The sequence below is a fragment of the Paenibacillus enshidis genome, from assembly GCF_042136365.1.
GTDB lineage: Bacteria > Bacillota > Bacilli > Paenibacillales > Paenibacillaceae > Paenibacillus > Paenibacillus enshidis.
This window is the reverse complement of record NZ_JBHHMI010000001.1, coordinates 91,205-112,521: the sequence shown is the minus strand read 5'-3', so window position 1 is coordinate 112,521 and position 21,317 is coordinate 91,205. Positions and strand designations below refer to the sequence as shown.

The 21,317-nt window shown below is 49.8% G+C and carries 20 protein-coding genes; 7 read left to right on the top strand and 13 right to left on the bottom strand.

Features of this window, described 5'->3' with window-relative positions; genetic code table 11:
• Positions 1-330: 330 nt before the first annotated feature.
• The 4 genes from ACE41H_RS00480 to ACE41H_RS00465 all read right to left on the bottom strand — a co-directional run bounded on the left by ACE41H_RS00480 (position 331) and on the right by ACE41H_RS00465 (position 5,523).
• Positions 331-2,337, bottom strand: coding sequence for a beta-galactosidase (locus ACE41H_RS00480; RefSeq protein WP_375352502.1), 2,007 nt, complete (start codon positions 2,335-2,337; stop codon positions 331-333).
• A 127-nt stretch (positions 2,338-2,464) separates the two neighbouring features.
• Positions 2,465-3,754: an ABC transporter substrate-binding protein gene (locus ACE41H_RS00475; protein WP_375352500.1), complete on the bottom strand. Its 1,290-nt coding sequence runs from the start codon at positions 3,752-3,754 to the stop codon at positions 2,465-2,467.
• A gap of 57 nt (positions 3,755-3,811) precedes the next feature.
• On the bottom strand, positions 3,812-4,642 hold the full coding sequence (locus ACE41H_RS00470; RefSeq protein WP_375352499.1) for a carbohydrate ABC transporter permease: 831 nt from the start codon (positions 4,640-4,642) through the stop codon (positions 3,812-3,814).
• Positions 4,642-5,523 (bottom strand): carbohydrate ABC transporter permease, encoded by an 882-nt coding sequence (locus ACE41H_RS00465; RefSeq protein WP_375352498.1) that lies wholly within the window; start codon positions 5,521-5,523, stop codon positions 4,642-4,644. The genes ACE41H_RS00470 and ACE41H_RS00465 overlap by 1 nt, the downstream gene beginning before the upstream one ends.
• 123 nt (positions 5,524-5,646) lie before the next feature.
• Between ACE41H_RS00465 and ACE41H_RS00460 the strand changes: the two genes are divergently transcribed.
• Together ACE41H_RS00460 and ACE41H_RS00455 are read left to right on the top strand one after the other, a co-directional pair.
• Complete coding sequence (locus tag ACE41H_RS00460; RefSeq protein ID WP_375352497.1) at positions 5,647-7,455, top strand: cache domain-containing sensor histidine kinase; 1,809 nt, start codon at positions 5,647-5,649, stop codon at positions 7,453-7,455.
• Positions 7,452-9,095 carry a response regulator transcription factor gene (locus tag ACE41H_RS00455; RefSeq protein WP_375352496.1) on the top strand — a complete coding sequence of 548 codons (1,644 nt, stop codon included), beginning with the start codon at positions 7,452-7,454 and terminating at the stop codon, positions 9,093-9,095. The genes ACE41H_RS00460 and ACE41H_RS00455 overlap by 4 nt, the downstream gene beginning before the upstream one ends.
• Before the next feature lie 235 nt (positions 9,096-9,330).
• Here ACE41H_RS00455 and ACE41H_RS00450 read toward each other — a convergent pair whose 3' ends face one another.
• The 4 genes from ACE41H_RS00450 to ACE41H_RS00435 all read right to left on the bottom strand — a co-directional run bounded on the left by ACE41H_RS00450 (position 9,331) and on the right by ACE41H_RS00435 (position 12,508).
• Entirely contained in the window at positions 9,331-9,852 is a 522-nt protein-coding gene (locus ACE41H_RS00450; protein WP_375352495.1) for a cysteine hydrolase family protein, read from the bottom strand.
• 189 nt (positions 9,853-10,041) lie between these two features.
• Positions 10,042-11,010: a S8 family peptidase gene (locus ACE41H_RS00445; RefSeq protein WP_375352493.1), complete on the bottom strand. Its 969-nt coding sequence runs from the start codon at positions 11,008-11,010 to the stop codon at positions 10,042-10,044.
• 183 nt (positions 11,011-11,193) lie between these two features.
• Entirely contained in the window at positions 11,194-11,625 is a 432-nt protein-coding gene (locus ACE41H_RS00440; RefSeq protein ID WP_375352492.1) for a ribosomal maturation YjgA family protein, read from the bottom strand.
• 70 nt (positions 11,626-11,695) lie between these two features.
• Positions 11,696-12,508, bottom strand: coding sequence for a GNAT family N-acetyltransferase (locus ACE41H_RS00435; protein WP_375352490.1), 813 nt, complete (start codon positions 12,506-12,508; stop codon positions 11,696-11,698).
• A 185-nt stretch (positions 12,509-12,693) separates the two neighbouring features.
• On the opposite strand from ACE41H_RS00435, the gene ACE41H_RS00430 reads away from it, so the two are divergent.
• Positions 12,694-13,512: an alpha/beta fold hydrolase gene (locus tag ACE41H_RS00430; RefSeq protein ID WP_375352489.1), complete on the top strand. Its 819-nt coding sequence runs from the start codon at positions 12,694-12,696 to the stop codon at positions 13,510-13,512.
• A 20-nt stretch (positions 13,513-13,532) separates the two neighbouring features.
• Here the strand turns inward: ACE41H_RS00430 and murI are convergent, their stop codons facing one another.
• Positions 13,533-14,309, bottom strand: coding sequence for a glutamate racemase (gene murI / locus ACE41H_RS00425; protein ID WP_375352486.1), 777 nt, complete (start codon positions 14,307-14,309; stop codon positions 13,533-13,535).
• A 286-nt stretch (positions 14,310-14,595) separates the two neighbouring features.
• Here murI and ACE41H_RS00420 point away from each other — a divergent pair, with 286 nt between their 5' ends.
• Positions 14,596-15,222, top strand: coding sequence for an FMN-dependent NADH-azoreductase (locus ACE41H_RS00420; protein WP_375352484.1), 627 nt, complete (start codon positions 14,596-14,598; stop codon positions 15,220-15,222).
• 124 nt (positions 15,223-15,346) lie between these two features.
• On the opposite strand, the gene ACE41H_RS00415 is transcribed toward ACE41H_RS00420, so the two are convergent.
• On the bottom strand, positions 15,347-15,919 hold the full coding sequence (locus tag ACE41H_RS00415; RefSeq protein WP_375352482.1) for a TetR/AcrR family transcriptional regulator: 573 nt from the start codon (positions 15,917-15,919) through the stop codon (positions 15,347-15,349).
• Between the two features lie 207 nt (positions 15,920-16,126).
• Here ACE41H_RS00415 and ACE41H_RS00410 point away from each other — a divergent pair, with 207 nt between their 5' ends.
• The 3 genes from ACE41H_RS00410 (at position 16,127) to ACE41H_RS00400 (ending at position 18,384) form a co-directional block, all read left to right on the top strand.
• Positions 16,127-17,059 carry a ketopantoate reductase family protein gene (locus tag ACE41H_RS00410; protein WP_375352480.1) on the top strand — a complete coding sequence of 311 codons (933 nt, stop codon included), beginning with the start codon at positions 16,127-16,129 and terminating at the stop codon, positions 17,057-17,059.
• Between the two features lie 166 nt (positions 17,060-17,225).
• The gene (locus tag ACE41H_RS00405) at positions 17,226-17,654 is read left to right on the top strand and encodes a hypothetical protein (RefSeq protein WP_375352478.1); all 429 of its coding nucleotides are present in this window, start codon (positions 17,226-17,228) and stop codon (positions 17,652-17,654) included.
• Positions 17,620-18,384, top strand: a complete 765-nt coding sequence (locus ACE41H_RS00400) for a HipA domain-containing protein (RefSeq protein ID WP_375352476.1) — start codon at positions 17,620-17,622, stop codon at positions 18,382-18,384. The genes ACE41H_RS00405 and ACE41H_RS00400 overlap by 35 nt, the downstream gene beginning before the upstream one ends.
• A gap of 125 nt (positions 18,385-18,509) precedes the next feature.
• Here the strand turns inward: ACE41H_RS00400 and ACE41H_RS00395 are convergent, their stop codons facing one another.
• The 3 genes from ACE41H_RS00395 to ACE41H_RS00385 form a co-directional block, all read right to left on the bottom strand.
• Entirely contained in the window at positions 18,510-19,016 is a 507-nt protein-coding gene (locus ACE41H_RS00395) for a hypothetical protein (protein WP_375352475.1), read from the bottom strand.
• A 148-nt stretch (positions 19,017-19,164) separates the two neighbouring features.
• Positions 19,165-19,320: a hypothetical protein gene (locus ACE41H_RS00390; RefSeq protein WP_375352473.1), complete on the bottom strand. Its 156-nt coding sequence runs from the start codon at positions 19,318-19,320 to the stop codon at positions 19,165-19,167.
• Positions 19,321-19,469: 149 nt separating this feature from the next.
• A complete protein-coding gene (locus tag ACE41H_RS00385; protein WP_375352472.1) occupies positions 19,470-21,305 on the bottom strand; it encodes a DUF2264 domain-containing protein in 1,836 nt (611 codons plus the stop codon).
• Positions 21,306-21,317 lie beyond the last annotated feature (12 nt).

The following is a 21,317-nucleotide window of genomic DNA, read 5'->3' as shown; positions in this document are numbered from 1 at the left end:
CCGAACGGGAGATGAAGGACAAGGCACCGAGGGAAGACCGTGATTTTGCTGCAGCCTGAACCTTTCGTTTGCAGCAACTGCGCACCGCTTATGGCTAACCCTAGCCACCACTCCTTACTCCTGAACAAAAGGGATAATCGCGCAAAGACATCGTGCAGGGATACCCAGCCATTTCAAGCATGGATCGCGCGCGTCGCAGCGAAATCTCCAAACAAGCATGACGAGGAGCCTGTCACCAGGCTCCGGCCTCGTCAATTCTGCCCTGAAGATTACAATCCACGCTCCTGCGCGCAGAATAGGTAATTGAATAATTCTTATGTTGCCTGAACTCTAGGACAATTGCAAAATATCGACACCGTAAGGCGCGAGGCTAAGCACATTGCCCCGCTCTGTTCCGTACAACAGACTGGCATACGTGCCAGGCAGCGACACCTGATGCGGCTCGCGGCTTAAGTTAAGCACGAACAAATAACTCCCCGTTATCCCGGCGCGGATGACGATTTGCACACCCTCCGGCAGATCAGGCACCATCATTAATCGCAGCTCTTCGGCAATGCCCCGGAACAGGTGCTTCAAGCAGGCTTCATCGAGATGTGTGCCAAGATAATACACTTTGCCCTGCCCGAACTCGTTCACTGTAGCCGCCGGCGTGCCCTGGTAAAAGTCTTCGTCATACCATAGAATCGCCTCGGCACCGTGCAGGCTCAGCACATCGCACCATTGCGAACCCAGGTAGGAGTGTCCCGCATCATCGACAACGCGGATCGTCGCCCGGCCAAGCGGATCGTATTCCTCCACGTTCACACCGGTGCATTCCGCCAGCAGTCCCGGCAGCGGCAGCATCACATGCTGATTGTTCATATGTTTTACACCGGAACGGCTCGTTACGATGACGGTCCCCCCTGCCGCGGCAAAGCGCTCCAGTGCGTCGGTTACCTCCGTGTTCAGCAGATAAAAGCTCGGAGCTACGACAAGCTTGTAGCCATCCAGTGCCTGCGTCCACTCGATCACATCACAGCCAATTCCGAGCTTCGTTAAGGCGCGGTGGTAATCCTTCACATTTTCATAATAGTCGAAACCTTCCGCTTGCGGTTGAATCCGCAACGCCTCCAAGTGCTCGTGCGAAAACAGGATAGCTGCCTCATTGGCTGGCTCGGTCCCCTGGAGCTTGCTTGCCAAGGCATTGACTTCCCCGCACAGCTCGGCAAATTCGCGGAACCGGCGCCCTGGCACGTTGCTCTGATCGATCAGCCCGTGCCAGAACTGCTCCGCACCGGCAACCGCCGAACGCCAGCGGAAGTGCACGACCGTGTCTGCGCCCCGTGCGATCGCCTGCCAGGAGAACGCGCGGATAAATCCGGGATAAGGCGCTCTCCAGATCGGAAACCAGCAGCCCGGCGGTCCGCTCAGCTGCTCCATGATCCAGAAGTTGCGCCGCTTGATGCCACGCGTTACATCGAGGGACAACGCGCCGCTGTAGGGACCTGTCGCCTGCTTGTCCGGATCGGTATTCGGATAATAGTCGAAGGCAGCCACATCCAGATCGGCCCCGATCTGATACAGGTTCAGGCGCTGCGGATAGGTATGAAAATTGTGGGTCACCCAATGCCCGGGACAATTTTCACGAATGATACGAATTTGATCACGCTGAAAACCAGCGATGGAATCCCACTGAAACCGGGCAAAATCCAGCAGATAGGACGGATTCTGATGTCTTGAGCCGCCATAAGGCACACCAACCTGGCTCCAATCGCTGTATTCCCCGCTCCATACGACCGTTCCCCACTCCCGGTTCACGCTCTCCAGCGTGCCATACTTCTCCTGTACCCACTCCCGGAAGCGTTGATTGCAGGTGTCGCAGTGACAATCGATGACCCAATACTCATTATCGAGCTGCCAACCGATCACGGCGGGATGGTCACCATACCGAGTAGTCATCTGTGTGATGATTCGTGCCCCATAATCGCGGAGCGATTCGCTGTTATAACAACGATGGCCCCGTACTCCCGGATGATGCGTCTCGCCATTGGCGAATACCGGCAAAATATCCGGCTTCAACTCGGTAAGCCAGCGCGGCGGCGTATTGGTCGGCGTGCACAGGACAACGCGGATCTGGTATTTGGCAAACAAATCCAATGCCCGATCCAACCACTCAAAGGTATATTGTCCCGGCGACGGTTCCATCCGGCTCCAGGCAAACTCCGCCAACCGCACCACCCGGACACCCGTTTGCTTCATCAGTTGAATATCCTCCTCCCACAGAGAAGGATCCCAATGCTCCGGATAATATACGACACCGATTTGCACGTTATGAGCATCAGCATATTGATTCTCCACGTTTGTTCCCCCTTTGACCGCGAACGGATTAAATTAGGAAAAGGCAGGGACCGCCTCATTCTTCTCCTTCAAGGATAAGTGCCTGGAGGCGGCCTGCCTTTTCACCATTCAATATTCAAACTTGCAATTATTTCAACTTATCCCATGCGGCCTGCATATTTTTCTGCCAGGATTCCACATCGCTTTTGCCTGCCAAATATTGCTGGATCGCGCTGCCAAACTCCTGAGCCACACCATCCGGGAACTTACCGGCCTGATGTGCGAAAATATTGCCTTCCTCGACGTATTTCACCAGATCAGTAGCAATCGGTCCCATATCTTCCGGCGTAGCTTGAATCGTCGTCATAGCCGGGATGAATTTGAATTTCTTCACGAGATATTCCTTGCCGATATCTGAAGTAACGAGCCAGTTCAGGAAAATTTTCGCTTCTTCTTTGGCGTCGGATTCTTTATTGACAACCAGGTTCACCGGTACGCCAATCGTTACTTTACCTGTCTTGGCTGCATCGTCGCTCAGCGGCATCGGCAGAATTCCGATATTCATGTTCGGCGTAATGCCGTCGATCATCGTTTGCGCCCAGTTGCCTTCCTGCATCATCGCTGCTTCCCCATTGGCGAACATCGTTACCTGGGTGTTATAGTCGGTGGTCAACGGATTTTTGTTGCCATAATCCAATGTCAGCTTCATCAATTTCGCCCAGTTAGCGAATTGCTCATTGCCAACAATCGAGGACGTGCCTTCATTCATTCCTTTGATGAAACCATCCACATTATCCTGGTTAGCAAAGGCCACGCTGATGCCTTGGCTGCCTACCAGCCACCATTCCTGATAAGCATTGGCAAATGGAGTGATGCCTGCAGCCTGCAATTTCTTGGCTGTTGCTTCCAGCTCGGAATACGTTTTTGGCAGTGTCGTGATGCCTGCTTTTGCAAACAAGTCTTTATTGTAGACATAACCAAAACCTTCCAGATCAAGCGGCAATCCATACACTTTATCATCTTTGGTGATCGCTTCCGCCGCGAGAGGCACCAGATCCTTCACCCAAGGCTGATCAGACAAGTCTTCCAACTTCTCTTGCCACATGTCCAGCTTGGCATAACCGTTGTTCGAGAAAATATCCGGTGCATCGCCAGAAGCGAATTTCGTTTTCAGAGCCGCGTCATAGTCTGCGCCGCCGCCCACCGTTTGAATGTCCAGTTTAATGTCTGGATGTTCTTTTTCAAACTCGACCTTCAGCTCGTTAAGCCCTTCTACGATTTCCGTTTTGAATTGGAAAATCGTTACCGTTTTTTGCCCTGGTTTGTCGCCGCTGCTATTGTTATCGCTTACAAGATTACCGCCGCCGCCACAAGCGGAAAGTATAACCGACATCGTTAACAAAACCGACAAAATGATAGAATACTTAGCCTTCTTCATTTAACCTTGCCCCCCCTAAATCTATTGTAGTTTATTGGAACAGCGGATCGGTCGGCGTTAGCCTTTGACCGACCCGGCTGCGATTCCCTCGACAATATAACGCTGCAAGAACAAGAAGAAAACAACGATCGGCGCAATGCCCAGTACAAGCGCTGGCAGTGCAATATCCCACTGCTTCGTATACTGTCCAAAAAATGCGAAGGTAGCCAGCGGAATCGTCCGCATTTCCGGCCGCTGCAAAATCAGCGATGGCAGCAAGTAATCATTCCATACCCACAAACAGTTAAGCACGATAATCGTCATCAGCATCGGCCGCATCATCGGCAGCACGATCCGGAAGAAAACGCTGATGCCTGTGCATCCATCCACCGTCGCAGCTTCTTCAATTTCCAGTGGGATCGATTTGACAAACCCGTGGAACAAGAATACCGCCATCGGTGCTCCCAGACCAAGATAAGTCATGATCAGCCCGGTACGAGTATTGTTCAACCCCAGTTCGTTAACGACCCGCAGCAGCGGCATCATGATCGTCTGGAACGGAATGACCATGGAAGCAATGAGCAGCATGAACAGGACACGGTTAAACCATGTATTGGAACGGACCATCCGGTACGCAGCCATCGAACTGATCAACGCCAGAACGGCCACACTAACAACAGTAATCATGAGCGAGTTTGTGAATGCCTGCGGAAATTGCGTTAATTCCCAGGCTTTCGAATAGTTCTCCCATTGAAATACCTTTGGCCAGCTTGCCGAATCGGACATAATCTCACCGAAGGGCTTGACCGAGTTCACGAAGAGAAAATAGAACGGAGACAAGAACAGCAATCCGATCAACGCCATAATGATCTCCGCAACCAGCGTCCGTCCGGTATATCTTTTCAGCATCAGGCTTCAACCTCCTTATTCTTCGTCGCTCGCACTTGAAGCATCGTAATGACGGCCACGATCACGAAGAACAGAATAGCCTTGGCGGTACCCAGACCGTAACGGTTATTCTGGAACGCCTCGTTGTAAATATTCATCGCTACGGATTCCGTCGATTTGAACGGTCCGCCTTTCGTCAGCGACAGGTTGAGATCAAACATTTTGAACGCCCAGGAAATCGCCAGGAACAGACAGATCGTCACTGCCGGCATAATCAGCGGAACGATGATGCTGCGCAGCATCTGCCAGCGGCTTGCCCCATCGATCTCTGCCGCTTCAATCACTTCGGAAGAAACGTTGCTCAGCGAGGAGATATATACGACCATCAAATAACCTGCCGTGTGCCATACAAATACGATCATGATTCCCCAGAAACCGGTGGTTTCATCCCCAAGCCAGGGAAGTCCGAAGAAGGACCAGCCGGTCAGTTCAAACATCGTATTGAAACCTTTGATGAATATGAACTGAAAAATAAATCCGAGCAGCAGCCCGCCGATCACGTTTGGCATAAAGAAAATCGTACGCAAAATGTTGCGTGTCTTCAAGCCCTTGGTTACAAAATACGCGAGGAAAAAGCCGACAATATTCGTCAGCACGATGCCGACCAGCGTAAATTTGGTGGTAAACCAGAAGGATGACCAAAAGTCCGGATCATTGATAAATATCGTTTTAAAATTGTCCAGTCCTACCCAGTTTACCGTGCTCGCCACGCCATTCCAATCGGTCAGCGCATAATACATCCCGAGCAGGAACGGTACTACCATGACGATTAGAAAAAACAGAAAAACAGGTCCCACGAAAAACATTTGCAGTCCCCATCTTGACGCTCTTTTACTACTCATGGCGCAGCCCCCTTTCTTTCTGTCAAATAACTGTTGTATTGTTATTATGATTGGAATACGCCTGCGCAAACACCGACTGAGGTGAACAGTCAGGTGCAATTTATTGATCGGGAGAGAAGCGACTTGAAATGGAACAGTATCCGCACCAAACTGATCGTCTTTATGCTGATCGCGACGATTCTTCCTATTGCGATAACTATGTTCATTACTTATTCATACACGACGCAATCGCTGCGGACACGGGTCGCCCAGGAAGACGCCAATCTGCTATATCAAGGCGGACGCAACCTGACAAGCCTGCTGGACGACCTGAACCGCAGTTCGTCCGGCGTGTACAGCATCTCCAATCTGCTGCTCGCCGGCTATGAAGACCTCCAAAGCAATTCGCAGGTGTATGCCGTCTTATCCGGCATTTCGCGCTCCGTCCCGGATATTTTCCAAGTGTATCTATATGAAAATAAGAGCCGTAAAGCAACACTCGTTACGCTGAACACACCGCAGCGGAACTATAATATTGCTCCTTTTGTCGATTCAGTGGGCAGCGACCAGCACAGTGTATGGGTACAGGAAAGCCATATGAGCCATACGTACGGACTGACTTCCATTCAGCCACGGTATCCTTCGGAGCCTGTGTTCACCCTGCATCGTAAAATCGAGAAGGTCCCATCAAGCGACATCATCGGTTACTTGTCCATCGATGTCAAACTGTCGGCTTTGAGTGACATCGTTGAGCAGTTGTATGAGCAAAACCGCGAAAAAATCTACATTCTCGACGACAATGGCAACATCGTTTACTCTGATGATCAAAATATGCTGGGCCTGCCGCTCCGGGAGCCGTGGTATGCCGAGCAAATTGCCCGCTCGCCAAATTCCAGCGGAAACTTCGAGCAGGACGGAAACGTGTTCGTCTACCAGCGGATTTCCAGTCTCGCAACCCGCTGGACGCTGGTCAAGCAGGTTCCGGTCTCTTACCTGACTCTAGAAGCGAACCGCGCAGCTTTCATCAATATCCTGGTGCTGGCGGTATCGCTCATCATTATCGTTGCCGCCACGGTTACTATATCGCTGCGGATTACCGCCCCGATCAAACGTCTGGGCCGTTATATGGACCAGATTCAGTCCGGTAACCTGAATGTCGATATCCAGCCGGCAGGACATGATGAGATCGGTGCGGTAATGCTGCGGTTTCGCGGAATGATGGATACGATCAACAATCTGATCCTGCGGGAATACAGACTGGAGCTGGCGAACAAGACGAACCAGCTCAAAGCGCTGCAAGCGCAGATCAACCCGCATTTTCTCAACAATACGCTGCAGATTATCGGCACGCTGGCACTGGAGTTGAACGTTCCGCGCATTTACGCCCTGCTCTCCGCATTGGCGAAAATGATGCACTATAGCATGCATAACGATGACAAAACCGTCACGCTGCGTGATGAGTTGGAGCATGTCAAGGCTTATATCGAGCTGCAAAAGGAGCGGTTTGAAAACCGTTTCATTTTCCGCTACGATGTGGAAGAGCAGTTGCTTGATCTGCCGATGCCAAAAATGATCCTGCAGCCGATCGTGGAGAACTACTTCAAGCACGGATTCGACCGGTCAGCCGTAAACGGCGAAATCACCCTGCTGGCTATCGCGTCGGCGGAGGGAGGAGCCAAAATCACGGTACAAAATAACGGAATGCACATCCCCGAAGCGAGGCTGCTGCGCTTGCAGCAGGAATTGGTCGCATGGCCGCCCACAGGCAACCATCCGCTGGATACGGGACAAGATACGAAGCGGCCTTCGATCGGACTTACCAACGTGCTCGCCCGGCTCAAGCTGTTCAGCGGCGACTTGGCTTCGCTGAGCATCGATAATTTGCATCCGGCCGGTGTGAAAGTCACCTTGTTTATCGCGGAGAAAGACATAACGGAGAGTGAAGATTATTGAAAGCGCTCATTGTAGATGACGAAGCAAGAGTAAGGAAAGCGGTCCGTCTGCTCGTAGACTGGGAGGGACACGGGATACAGGAAGTAAGCGAAGCGGGCAGCGGGAACGAAGCGATCGAACTGATCCGGCACAACAAGCCGGAATTGGTTATTACGGATATGCTAATGGATTCCGGAAACGGTCTGGAGCTGATGGCATGGATCAGCGAGTTCGCCGGAAGCGTGAAATTTATCGTTGTCAGCGGACACAACGATTTTGAATTGGTGCGCAGCACCGTCCGTCACGGGGGAATCGACTACATTCTCAAGCCGATCGAGGCGGACGCCATCAACGCTGCGGTAGCCAAGGCAGTGGCGGAATGGCAGGCGGAGGAACGCAAACGTGTCGGGCAGCAGCAGCAAAATATTCAGCTTAACGAAATCAGGCCGGTGTACGGGGAAAAACTGCTGTCTTCACTGATCGATGACGCCAATACGGCCGAATCTTCGCTCCGCCGGCTGCGGGCAGATCAGGTCATCCCGGAGCATACCACTGCCGTGCGTTTGCTGCTGCTGCAGGTGGATGCCGAAGACGCGCCGTTGCTCCAGCGTTTTGGTAAGAATAGCGATTTGCTATATTTTTCTATCATTAACATTTGCAACGAGTTCCTGCTTCCGCACCGCCGCGGCATTGCCTTCAAGTATTGGGGCGCTGCGGGCGAAATTATCCTTTTGCTGTGGAGTGGGCACGAGGCCGTGGCGGAGCTGGTTGAAAGGATCAATCAGGGTTTATTCCACACGCTCCAGCGCCGGATGCATTTTGGCGTTGCGGCCGCAGGTACGCTGCCGCAGAGCCTTCCCGGCCAATATGCAGAAGCCGGCGCAGCCATCCGGTGCCGCAATTTGCTGCACGGCGGGAGTTATCTTCACACTACCCTGCCGACCAAATCGCATAATGGAAGCGGTACCGGAGAAACGTCGCGTCTGCGCTTTGCCGATGTGCAGGAGGATTGGAAAATGGCCGTATTAAGCGGCGGCAATGAACAGCGGATTGCCGCCGCAGCACAGAAATGGATCGACACGCTCAGCCACGGCGGCATTGTAACACCGGAAATGCTTGAGCAATGGCGGTCAGACGCGCTTTCCTTCCGCGAACGGCTGCTGCGGGAAACGCTGGGCGGTGACGCCGGACCGGTGCTGGCTGCACTGGTGCAGGACGACCGGCAGCATCGTCCGCCAAACAGCAACGCTTATTCCTTCTCGCTTTTTGCCTGGCGTGATTGGGCCGTTGATCTGATGAGCCGTTTGTCCCGATCCATTTGCGATCGGCAAGCCAAGGAAAAACATACGATTGGGGATATCATCAAATACATCGAGCAGCACTACATGTCGGAGTTATCCCTGCAGGACATCGCTGGCCGCTTTTTTGTCAGCCGGGAGTACATCTCGCGCAAATTCAAGCAGGAATTCGGCATCAATTTCTCCGACTATCTGTCCAAATATCGTATCGATAAGGCCAAGCTGCTCATGCTTAACCCGAACCTGAAAATTTCGCAAATCGCCGAAATGGTCGGCATTCACGACGTGAAATACTTCAGTAAGGTGTTCAAAAAGCAGGAAGGTGTCTCACCCAAGGAGTACCGCCACAAACTCTCCTCTTAGGTGGGTCATCGGTAGTGTGGTTGTCATCTTTGAACTGAATTTCTTCAAAAAAAGGGCCTCAATCTCCACTATACAATGGAATTTGGGGTCCTTTCGGTTGTAAATTGGGAAGTTCATTGATCCGTAAGCTCTTCATCACAGACCGTCGTCGCACCCGGCGCCCCAGTTGTAGTGCCCTGCCGTATTTTTGCTGATTTTGTCCATACTGCCTGCACTTCATTCACGCTTGACTCAATCAGAACTCTATTTCTTCTGCAGGTTTAAGGACGGCGAAGCTAGGAGACAGCACCTTGTTATGATGGCGGATAATTTGTTCTGCCTGTATTATCCCGTTATCAAATGTGCTATGGGCATCCTGGGCCAGAGTCACCTTATACCCTTTACTGAAAGCGCTGCGCACGGTCGTATCCACACAAAACTCAGTCTGCATGCCTGCAACGATCAACTTTTCGACCCCACGCTCAAGCAGAGCCTCCTGCAGTCCTGTTTTATAAAAAGAATCACAGGCTGATTTTTGAATCACTGTATCCGTCGGCAGCGGTTTGATCTTGTCATGAATCTCCCAGGTCGGTTCACCCATACTAAACTCAGGATCGCCCTGCTCCGTATGCTGTATGTATATAACCTCCGTACCTGTTTCACGTGCTTTCTGGATTAACCGGTCAATTGTATCCAGCACCTCATCTCCACGATACAGGTTGTATTGCGGTAAAAACATCACATTTTGCACATCAATGACCAATAACGCCGTTTTCATAAGCCTCACGCACTCCTCTCACTTTGTAAATGACAGCTCAGCACTCGCCAATCCTTTGCCTAAAACAATCTTAACGTTTTCCAGCAAAACAGACAAGCTTCATACATGCTCATTCTCCCAAAAAAGCGGCCCTCCGTTGAAAGAGAGCCGCTGTATACTGAAAAGGTATAGTTATAGCGCTGTTAGATGTTAAGACTCATGCGTGATCAATTGCGAAACGACGTTGGATTCAAAAATCTTAGTCAGCTCTTCAGTCACGGTCAAATAGAGCAAGCCGTTGCCTTCAAGTTTAGGCGAATATCCAAGCGGCACGGTCCGCTTGATCAACTGTCCGTACAGCTCGGCTTCGGTTAAATCCCGCTCGAAAGCGGCATTCGCCAGCCCCTTAATCAGAGCCAGTGCACCGCTGACATGTGGTGTCGCCATCGAAGTTCCACTCAACGCAGCATATTCGCCGTCCAGGAAAGTGGACAAGATTTTCTCGCCTGGAGCAACCAAATCAACCTCATTGTTGGAGTTGGAAAATACGGAGGATTCCCGGTCAAAGTTAACCGCGCCTACACTTATAACCTCGTTGTATGCGCCCGGATAGCCGAATTCGTCGGTTGCATCCCTGCCGTCTCCTTCATTGCCTGCGGCGCAGACGACCAGAATGTTGGATTCCACCGCCTTTTTAATAGCAGTATGCAGCTCTTCTACATCCTCCGGGCCGCCGAGAGACATGGAGATAATATCCGCCTGCTGCTCAATGGCGTAATAGATCCCGTCAATGATCCACTCGTACGCACCGGAACCGTCTTTGTCCAAAACTTTGACGATCAGCAGCTCCGCCTCCGGTGCCACCCCAACTACACCACTTCCATTCTGCACCGCAGCAATTGTGCCAGCTACGTGGGTGCCATGGCCGTTATAATCGGTGTAATTAGCAGAATCGCCGCCATCATCGTGGGTGAAGTTTTTACCTCCCACAATCCGGCCCTGCAAATCAGGATGAGTAATTTCGCAGCCGGTGTCCAGAATGGCAATCTTGATGCCTTTTCCTTTGGTCTTGTCCCAAACCTCGGGGGCCTGGATCAGCTCAACCCCGGCTGGCACTTCATTGACAGCTTCCAGCTGCTCCACAATCCGATAAGGAATGACATTCATTGTCCGCTGCATCTTATCCCTCCTGAAAGTAGTGAGATTTTTTGATTCTACTAAATTTTAGCAAACTATAAACTATTCTTCCAGAGACTATCGTCACAATTTACATATTCATATAAAGAGTTTGCTATAATCATATGCTTCTTTAGTCCGAATCGTAGCCCCAGCAAGAGAAGCGCCATAATTTTCTTCACGGTCTCATCTTCTTTTAGCCATCAGGTCTAACGACACCGCTAAAACGATCCCTGCGGTATAACGGAGCAGGTCCATTGCCAGGAATCCCCTTCCCAGCACCAAAGCCCCTAATGTCGTGCCTCTTAGCCCATTCAACCAATCGGTCTGGATCAGTTGGCTGAACTCAATACCATAACAAAACAGCAGACTCAGCAGCATTATGCTGAACAGCTTGCAGCGAACGAAGAGCACCCGAAAACCAAAGTAGATCATAGCTGCCCACAAGGCGTCTCCTGCATGCTTGGCCACAAAATCCGGAAGCTCTTCTGCATACACCCGCGAAGCCAAGCCAAGAAGCATCGTCAAGAGGACTGCGGCAGCGTAAATAAGTCTTTGTTTTAATTGAAAATCGGTATTACCGTAATCCCCGCTCGTATTCCGGTCTTTTTCAAGCATTCGTTACCGCTTCCCTCATTGTTGAATCTCCTTTTTAATGCAGCACATTTAATACTTCAGTTTTCTGTTTTTATGATCGTTGTGACCATGTCGCTTTGACATAACCTATTTTCATACCGGCATGCTCCATATTGCGATGACTTTGTGATAAAAAAGCACACTGCGCGACCACGAGACTGCAGTCCGCCAAAGCTGCCTCCTCAATTCTCTTTTTCAACAGCATACGATGCAGCCCCTGATTACGGTAAGAAGGAAGTGTTCCCGCGAATGTCAACGACGCTGCCCGCCCCTTTATATGCATGACTGCGGCCGCAGCTGGAGCATCCTCGCAGCGTGCCAAGTAGAATCTCCAACCCGGACGGTCGTATAGCACCCGGTTGTTCTCGGCTACATGTGCAATCCCTGCATCGGGCAGCCCTGTTGAGCGGCAATGGATCGTTGCGTAATCTGTAAATTCATCTTCCTGCACTCTTTCAATAGTGACCCGTTCGGCTGTCTGCACTTCAAATATACAAGGTTGTGCGTACATAGAGGTATGAAACCCTGAGTGATAGAATCCTCGCTCCGCAAGCTGCATAAGGAGCTCCTGACTCACCAGCGAAGGAACAATCTCAAACTGGACCCTGCGGTCCTTCCCTTGATAAAAATGGATGATATCGTCCAGAAAATCAATATCCTGATCCCTTAACCCTTTGACCGTATTAAAAGAAAGCCAGTGCATTGTCCGGCTGTAATAGGCAACAGCGTTCCCGAACTTATGTATCTCCACACCCTCCGGATTGCCCGGCTTTTCCTGAATCGCTTGCATCCTGTCCGTCATATAATCGATTTCAGACTGTTCAATTTCCTCGATTAATTGCCGTGTTGGTAACATTAGACGCATGTTCGCCTCCCAGTGCTAAATGTTCACAGCTCGCGCTTATCCTCACAGATCATCAATACATTGCCGTCCGGCTCCCTGAATGTGAAGAAGGATGGATATTCCGTAATCCATCTCCACAGGTTTAATTCATGGCAATTCATAGCACACTTTACTATGAACAATAACTTGTCGGGGCGGTGAAAATTATGGGACGATACATACAGGCAGAAAAGGATGTAAAAATTTTTGTTGAAGATATCGGACAGGGGACACCGGTCATTTTTGTGCACGGCTGGCCCCTTAATCATCTTATATTTGAATACCAGTACACTTTTCTGGCTGCCAGGGGATACCGCTGCATCGGCATGGACCTGCGCGGCTTTGGCAAGTCGGATGCTCCCTGGGAGGGTTACAGCTATGATCGTATGGCCGATGATTTGCGTGCGGTTATAGATGAGCTTCAACTGGAGAATGCCATGCTTGTAGGTTACTCCATGGGTGGAGCGGTTGCGGTCCGATATATGGCCCGCCATCATGAACACGGCATTTCGCGCCTTCTTCTCGCGGTTCCGGCGACACCGTCATTCACACGGCGGGATGATTTCCAGCACGGCATAGAACCGGATGTTCTGACCGGGCAACTGATCGAAGCTGCAATGAAAGACAGGCCCGCCATGCTGGCCAAGGTTGGATTGAAAGTGATCAAAGCCAGAGCCCGTCCGCTGCTGATGGTGTGGTTAGGCTCTCTTTGTCTTCAGGCGTCACATCACGGAACAGTAAAAGCGGCGGCCGCACTGCGAGACGAGGACCTCCGTCAAGATCTCGCCCGCATCACCGTACCGACAGTCATCTTTCAAGGTAAAAAAGACAAGATCTGCGAGCCCAAACTTGCGGAGAAGACCTGCCTCGGCATTCGCGGATCGCGCATCGTTTGCTTTGAAAACAGCGGACATGCGCTGATGTTTGACGAGCAGGATAAATTTAACGAAGAGCTGCTTGCTTTTCTCAAGGATACAGAGATGTAGGTAAGTGCTGTCATATCCCGTCAGCTCTCCAGACGGCTGAAAATATCGAAAGCTTTTTCCATTTTCACCATATAGGCAGGGTCATCGCTGGAGCACATGAATTGAATCCGGCCCCGTGCTTTGCTGCCAGGCACTTTCGTCACGCCCAGCACGCTTCTTAATCTGCTGACCGTTCCCCGGCTTCCGTCAATGATCTGGATATGCCCGGGAAGCAGCTCCCGTAAAATTTTCTTATAAAAAGGATAATGCGTGCAGCCGAGAACGACCGTTCCATAGGCGTTCAGGTCGAAAGGGGCTAATTTTGCCCCAAAATAATCCACCATCTGGGCGCGGTCAAAATTCAGATTTTCACAGTAACCGACCAGTTCCGGCAGTGGCAGTGAATCGACGCTTCCATGATCGTCCACCCGCGCTACAAGCTCGTTGTATTTGGATTGCGAAAGGGTCAAGGGTGTTGCGAACACCAGCACTCTTTTCCCGCTGTGCCGGTTCATCTCCACCGCAGGCTTCACGGCCGGCTCCATCCCGATAATCGGGATGCTATAGGCCTTTCTGAGCTCCGCTGCCGCAATGCTGGTCGCCGTATTGCAGGCAATGACCAGCGCTTGCACCTCTTCACGAGTAATACGGGCAGCTGCTTCAAGCACATATTCCATAACCTGATCTTTTGATTTCGTGCCGTAAGGCACATGAAGGGTATCGGCAAAATACAAAAAATTTTCATGCGGCAGTTGTTCGACCGCTTCGGACAGCACCGTAATCCCGCCAATGCCCGAGTCAAAAAATGCGATTGTCATATTCGTCACCTTGCATCATATATTTCCTCTGAGTCAAGCGCCGTTTTTTTGCAATATGGCACGGCAGCACCATGAGGCAAACTTCATTTTAACATATTCCGCCCCTCAGCTTCGATCAATAAATCAATTGCTTTTTTGGCACACTTTAACGCTTTTAACAACCATCTCACTTAGTTTAAAAAAGAAAGTGACTTTTAAAAAATTATATTATGAATTATTGTTGACAGCTATAAAGTTTATCATTTATTATTCAAGTATACTTTTATTATATGGAGGCTAAATAAACATGTCCAAAGTATTATTCGTCAAAGCGAATGACCGCACAGCGGAAGAATCTGCAACGGTTAAACTTTATAACGCATTTTATGAGAGCTACAAAGCATCCCATCCGGATGATGAAATCACCGTGCTGGATCTTCACAATGTCGATCTGCCTTACCTGAACGCTACCATGATCAATGGCCGCTTCAAGCTTGCCAGCGGCTTGGAAACAACTGCTGAAGAAGCTCGTCTGGCTAACATCGCCAACGAATACCTGGATCAATTCCTGGCTGCCGACAAAGTCGTGTTTGCCTTCCCGCTCTGGAACCTGACTGTACCTGCGGTACTACATACTTACATCGACTACCTGAACCTGGCCGGCAAAACGTTCAAGTACACTGCGGAAGGTCCTGTTGGTCTCGTAACAGACACCAAGGTTGCCCTGCTGAACGCAAGAGGCGGAGTATATTCCGAAGGCCCTATGGCTGCTTGGGAAATGTCCGTAAACCTTGTGAGCAACATCCTGACTTTCTTCGGCGTGAAGGATATTACCAAAATCGTGCTCGAAGGACATAACGCTACACCTGATAAAGCTCAGGAAATTGTTGAAAAAGCAGTTAAAAATGCTGCTGATGCTGCTGTAAGCTTCTAATCAATCCATACCGCTCCAGGCTGGCCGATAACGGCCGGCCTGTTTTTAAATATCATGCCGAAAAGCCGGCAGACCAGATGGTTTTCATCCGGTCTGCCGGCTTTTTCGTAATTGAATTGTTGAGCTATGGACGTCCGATCAACCCAAACAAGAGAAGCTGACTAATCCCGGCCATTTTCTCATTATAGTTTCCGCTTTTTGCCCAATTGGATTGAAGTGTCCCGATTGCATCCAGCAATTCCAATATGGTTTCAAGCGAAACAGAAGATGCAATTTCCCCTTCCCTTTTCCCCAGTTCAATAAACTGCTGCAGGATTCCGATTCTGATCTGATTTGTATTTTCGCTGTACAGGCTTGATAACGTCTGATCTTCCAGCGCACCCGGAGAACTAAGCAACTGGTAATCCTGCTCGGCGCATATTTCAAAAGCCCTTATCAGCTTGTCTTTAAAATCAATGTCCTGGTAAAGGAGTTCCTTAGCCATTCGCACAGTATTTTCCATCAGGACATTCGCACATTCTTTGACGACTCCTTCTTTACTGCCGAAATAGTTATAAAGCGAGACCGACGATACCCCGGATTCAGCCTCAATATCTTTGACACTGACATGGACAAAACCCTTTTCTTTAAAAAGCTTCAGGGCCGCTTGCACGATCGCATCCTTCTTCTTCTGTGTTCTGATCTCAAATTTGTTCATATCGTTTTCACATCCCGTATCCATTAGCTAAGTTCACTATACCATAAATCGAAATGTTTTTAAATTACACGAATAAAATTTAAAAACTTATTGACGATCAGCCGACATTGCGGCTATACTCATGTTGCGATAGTTTTTAAATATAACGACATATATTTAAAAAATATTATATATCCGCTTTTGTGGAAGATAGGGAGGATTCCTTTTATGAAAATATTAATTTACGGTGCAGGAGTTCTGGGAAGCTATTTGGCCCATGCGCTGGCTCGTGGAGGCAATAACGTTACGATGTTGGCCAGAGGACGGAGGCTGGATGAGCTGCGGGATGACGGTAATGTACTTCGTCATTATTTGCAGTTCCGCACGACGGTGGATAAAGTCAATGTGATCAGCGAACTGCAGCCGGAGGATGTATATGATCTTATTTTTGTGGTGATGAAATATCCGGATTTTCGGGCGGTACTGCCTGCCCTGGCAGCTAATCACAGCCGCCATGTCGTGATCGTGGGCAATAATGCAAGCCCGCATGAGATGCAGGATTATTTGCAGGCGAACAGCCCTGTACTGAAAAAGATTGCTTTTGCCTTTATCGCAGGCGGTGGGTGGAAGGAAACAGGCCGTGTGGTCAGTACGCATGGTCCAAAGGGGCAAATGACCATCGGGGGGTTAGGCGAAGAGCTGGACTGGCGAGCGGTGATCGACCAGGCTTTTACGGGTGCTAAATTTAAAGTAACATATTATAACGATATGGAAGAATGGCTGAAAAGTCACTTCATGCTGATTCTGCCGCTGAACTCCATTGCTGCCGCTTATGACGGCGACCTGCGCAAGGCTGCAAGAGACAGCGGTCTGCTCAACCAGGTTATTGATGCTATCGATGAAGGCCATCAGGTATTGGAAAAGCTCGGGTATACCGTTACTCCTGAATTGCAAAAAGATTTGCCCCGAAAAAAACGGAGGCTGCTCTACATGGGGCTTAAGCTGATGTTGACAGTCCCTGTCGTCAAAAATCTCCTGAGTGACAAGGCAGTATCCCAGAATGAGGTGTCTGCACTGCAGCAGGCCTTCAATGATTTAAAGCAAAAGGCGGGCATTCCTACGCCCAATTGGGATAAGCTGGCAATTTATTCCCGTGCCTGATCGGTTAAATATAACTCGATTTCAATACCGAATGTCTATTAGCCCCTGCATTTTGGCGACATGCACCCCAACGGTATCCCGCAATCTGATCATCGGGTATAATAGTAGGTGTTTAGTAGGTGCATATACACGTGACTTCAAACCGAAATATAAGGGAAAAGGTAGTGTGAGTGTCATGGAAGTCTTTGCTTGGGAATGTCTGAAGGATATTGATTTATTGAGACGTCCTTCTTTTCTGAAATTTGAAGTTCTTGAGATGGATAAGGTCATAGCAAAAGTAACGGTTAACTATACGGGCAAAAAAGTAGACGTCTGGCAGGACAAGGAAGTTGACCCCATTTTCCTGCCATTTCCCACCAAGGAGACGATTACTCTATCTGATGTGGTTGACTACTTTGAATCAAGGTGCTTCCCAAGGACAAGACATCATGCGGATAAGCTGCTAAAAACTTTAGGGCTGTCTGAGTATGATCCAAATGAGATTGTGAAGAAAACTCATGGTGTTTTGTACGACGATTATGTGTGGTTGAGGTTCGAGGGAGAGGAGCTGACCTGTAAAGATGTCCATCCCCGTTATGCACGTGAACGCGAGTAAGTTAGCTCAATTTCCCACTAGCAGCAAAGGTGATCAACTGAAATGGAACATAGATAATTTGTGGATAAAAGCAGATAAATTCGGGTATGAAGGTTTGTCTGAGTGGGTGTCCTATGAGTTAATAAGAATGTCAAACGTAGACAAAGAGTTAATCGTTCCTTATTCTATTTGTAAAATCATTGACGAAGATGGGACAGAGTACGACGGATGTTATTCAAAGAATTTTTTACAATCCGGCGAAACTTTGGTGACCTTAGACAGATTATTAACATCTAATGGATATTCCTTCAAGAATCTTGTTGAAGGACGCAGCACGGAAGAGGCGGTGTTTGCGGTTTCTGAGATTGTGAGGTCCTTGACGGGGTTAGACGTTTTTCATTACATGCAGGATCAGTTGACTTTCGATGCGGTTGTCTTGAATGAGGATCGGCATATGAATAATATAGCCTTTATAAAAGGCAGGGAAAAATATAGCCTTTGTCCTTACTTTGACCACGGATTAAGCTTGTTGTCCGATCTGATTGATTATCCCGAGAATATGCCTATAGATGTCGCGATGAGGAAAGTTAAGGCAAGACCGTTCAATACTTCTTTCAAGAAGCAAGCTCTTTCAAAGTCTTTACGATTTGATCGGGAGTCTGTAGTCAAGTTTGTAGAAGATCATCATTTGGGAAGAATCAACAAGATTCTGAAAGTTCAGATTAGATCATATTCGGATCTGTTTGTATGAAGTGCTGCAAGCAGGCAAAATGTCAAGGAAGCCGGGAACTTTCAGTTCCCGGCCCGAGACCGAAGAGCATTACATGCAAACTCGGATTGAAGCCTTTCGGCTGCTTCCTTTATTAATTATGCTCATTATGGAATATACTGCTGGACGATTTTCACGATCTTGCCGTCCTTTATCGTAATATGATAAGGAAAGGCCGTCATATCAAGGACATCTGAGCGGCTGAATGCTTTTTCCAGCGTCCCCAGTGAAACTTGCTCGTTCCAGTTAATCTCGGTGTCTTCCATCCGTCCGGTTTTATCATACAGTTGAAGAACAACTTCGGCATTGTCGGCAATTTGCACTTCTTCGGTATCTGTTTTATCGTTTACGATATAATAACCGTCCGGGGCTTCTGTCATTTCCGGATCGCCTTCCCTTTCGCGGAAGACCTTGTTGGCTGCTTCTCCTTCATACCACTGAATGGGATCGATTTCCACATACACCGAATCGCGCACATCCATGCGGTCGATAAATACAGTTTCCTGTATTTCTGAAGAAGATACAGGTTCATATCCCTTGGCGGCGGCTCCGCCTGCAGTTGCGGTTACCAAAATAAATGTGAGCAGAAAAAGCTTGACAGCTGTTTTTATCATATCAGATCTCCCCTTGCAAACTGGGCTGTGACATTTCATTATACGATTCATTACCCTTCTGCTCATATCTTAAACGATGTAATGTCCCAAAAAGTATCAGATTGACTATAAAACAGTTACATTTTTTTAAGACTTGGTACTAATTTTTTTATTTCAGCAAATTCAGCTTACGGGCCTGCTCTTCCGTCAGAATAAATTCTTCATTTTCCCACAGCTCGTCATCCTTCGATACACCAAACATCAGCATAATTTCATCCCAAATATGCCGCTCCATGGCTTCCTTTTGCGTAATGATGACCTTCACGATGCCTTCCTCCTTTTGAGTTCCTGTAAGATAGGGTTACCCTATGTATACCCCGAAATACGAAGGAAATGCGCGGAGAAAAAGACCGCTATCGAATTTTTTTCGACGGCGGCCTACCTCCCTACCTCCATATCATACTCCAGCAAAATTCACATCAATGGCAGCACAACGCTCTCTCCTTCGCTTGTCTCGACGCGAATCGTATTGTTTTCAATCGTCACGCTGCCGATGTCCTCCAAGTCCACAGGCAGGCCACCCACCCCGGGGCGGGCATATATGGCCGAAGCCAGCCAGTGAGTTCCCGGCGTGAGTGATGCTCTTAATGTCGGAATAACCGTCCGGGGGTGAAGCAGATTGGTGTTTGCATGAGGATAAACGATTTCTGCATGGTCAAAGCCGAGCCTTCCGATCACCGCAGCACAGCCGTGTTCGCTGACGGCGGAGGCGGCCAGCCCATGCGCGGACGCCTCCATTCCTGCCCCAATTCCCAGCGCAAAGCCACCCTCTGCCGCGTCAAGCGAACGGGCAGATGTTATGCTGTGAATCCGGATATGCCACGGCAGCCCGGCGACGATCCACGTTTGCACTTCAACATCGTGCCATGGCCTCCATTTGGCGTACAGCACATTGCCGCGGATTTCTGTCGCTTCATTTTTCCTTCTCACCCGATATAAGTTATCCCCTTCGCTCAACACCAGCATGGAATCAAACGCACCTTGGGACAATCCCCATTCCGCCCGGGGAACACTGAAGGCAAAACCGGTGGAATAGGCAAATTTCTCATACTTCGCCGACGTATGCGTATGTTCATTCGAGCCGGGATGCCCTGCATTAAAAGCAACGACATGGTCCGTATCCGGATCACGGCAGACCACCAGATGGGCTGGCTGCTGCATTGACACGGCCGGTAAAGGCGGGAGCGGCTTTTCTTCCTCCCTCCAGAACGGATGCTCCTCAGGAAGAGCCAAGGGAAGAAACGCTTTAAGCGCCCAGTACGGCGAGCCAGGTGAATTATAATTTTCGGCCATAATCAGATTGGGATAGGCGTAACCGACGGTGAGCAGACCGCTTGCGTCAAAGATGGGTCTGCTGAACCACCAGCGCAAATTACGCATGACCAGCCCTTTCAGCACGCCCGGCGGGAACGTATCAACACCGGCATAAGCCAGCGCGCCCCAGAACGCCGACTGTGCGAAACGATAGGCAAGACTTCTTCCGTAGGGAAGGGCCGCCCCGTCGTCTGCGAACCAGCAGATGAACTGTTCCGCAAACTTAGTCGCTCTATCCTTATACAGGCGTGCCCGCTCCGGATCCTCCTTTTCCATAACCTGTGCATAGATTAAGCCGTAAAAATGCAGGGCGAACGGGCCATAATAATCGCTATGCCCGCCGATCCCGTCTGCGTACCATCCCTCTTCCAGATAAAAATCGTCAATTCTGCGCAGATTGGCCTCCACTTGCTCACGTGCATAAGGCAGCCCGACCTTGCGGAAGCCCAGGTTGACGAGCACCTGAAAGAAGAGCCAATTGCAATCATGCAAGGGATGACGGTTGATCTGGTTCAGCCAATTGTACAGATTCTGCCGGGCGGCTTCGGACAGCGGCTCCCACACCCGTTCCGGCACAAGCAGCAGGGCGAAGCCCAATGCCGCCATTTCGACAAGCCGCTGGTCATAATCGCGGACCTCGCCCCAATATTCCTCGTGGGAGGGATTCGTACCGTTCTCTATCCCTCGTAAATATATATCCCACAGCTCCGATTCCCCGCCCCCGGCAAGCAAGGGCACCATGCCCCACAGGACACGGGAGAAGCCTTCCATCTCGGCTATGGCCGGATCATACGCAGCACCGGACGCTCCGAGGCGCAGCCTGGCTCCGCCCTTGCTGTAAAATCGCTTGAGCGGAGCGGCAAGCTGTTCGAACGCCTGCTGCAGGTCTTGCCTCGTAACAAGCGGATTATCTGCGATACCATCAGATTGGATCATGCCAACCTCCTC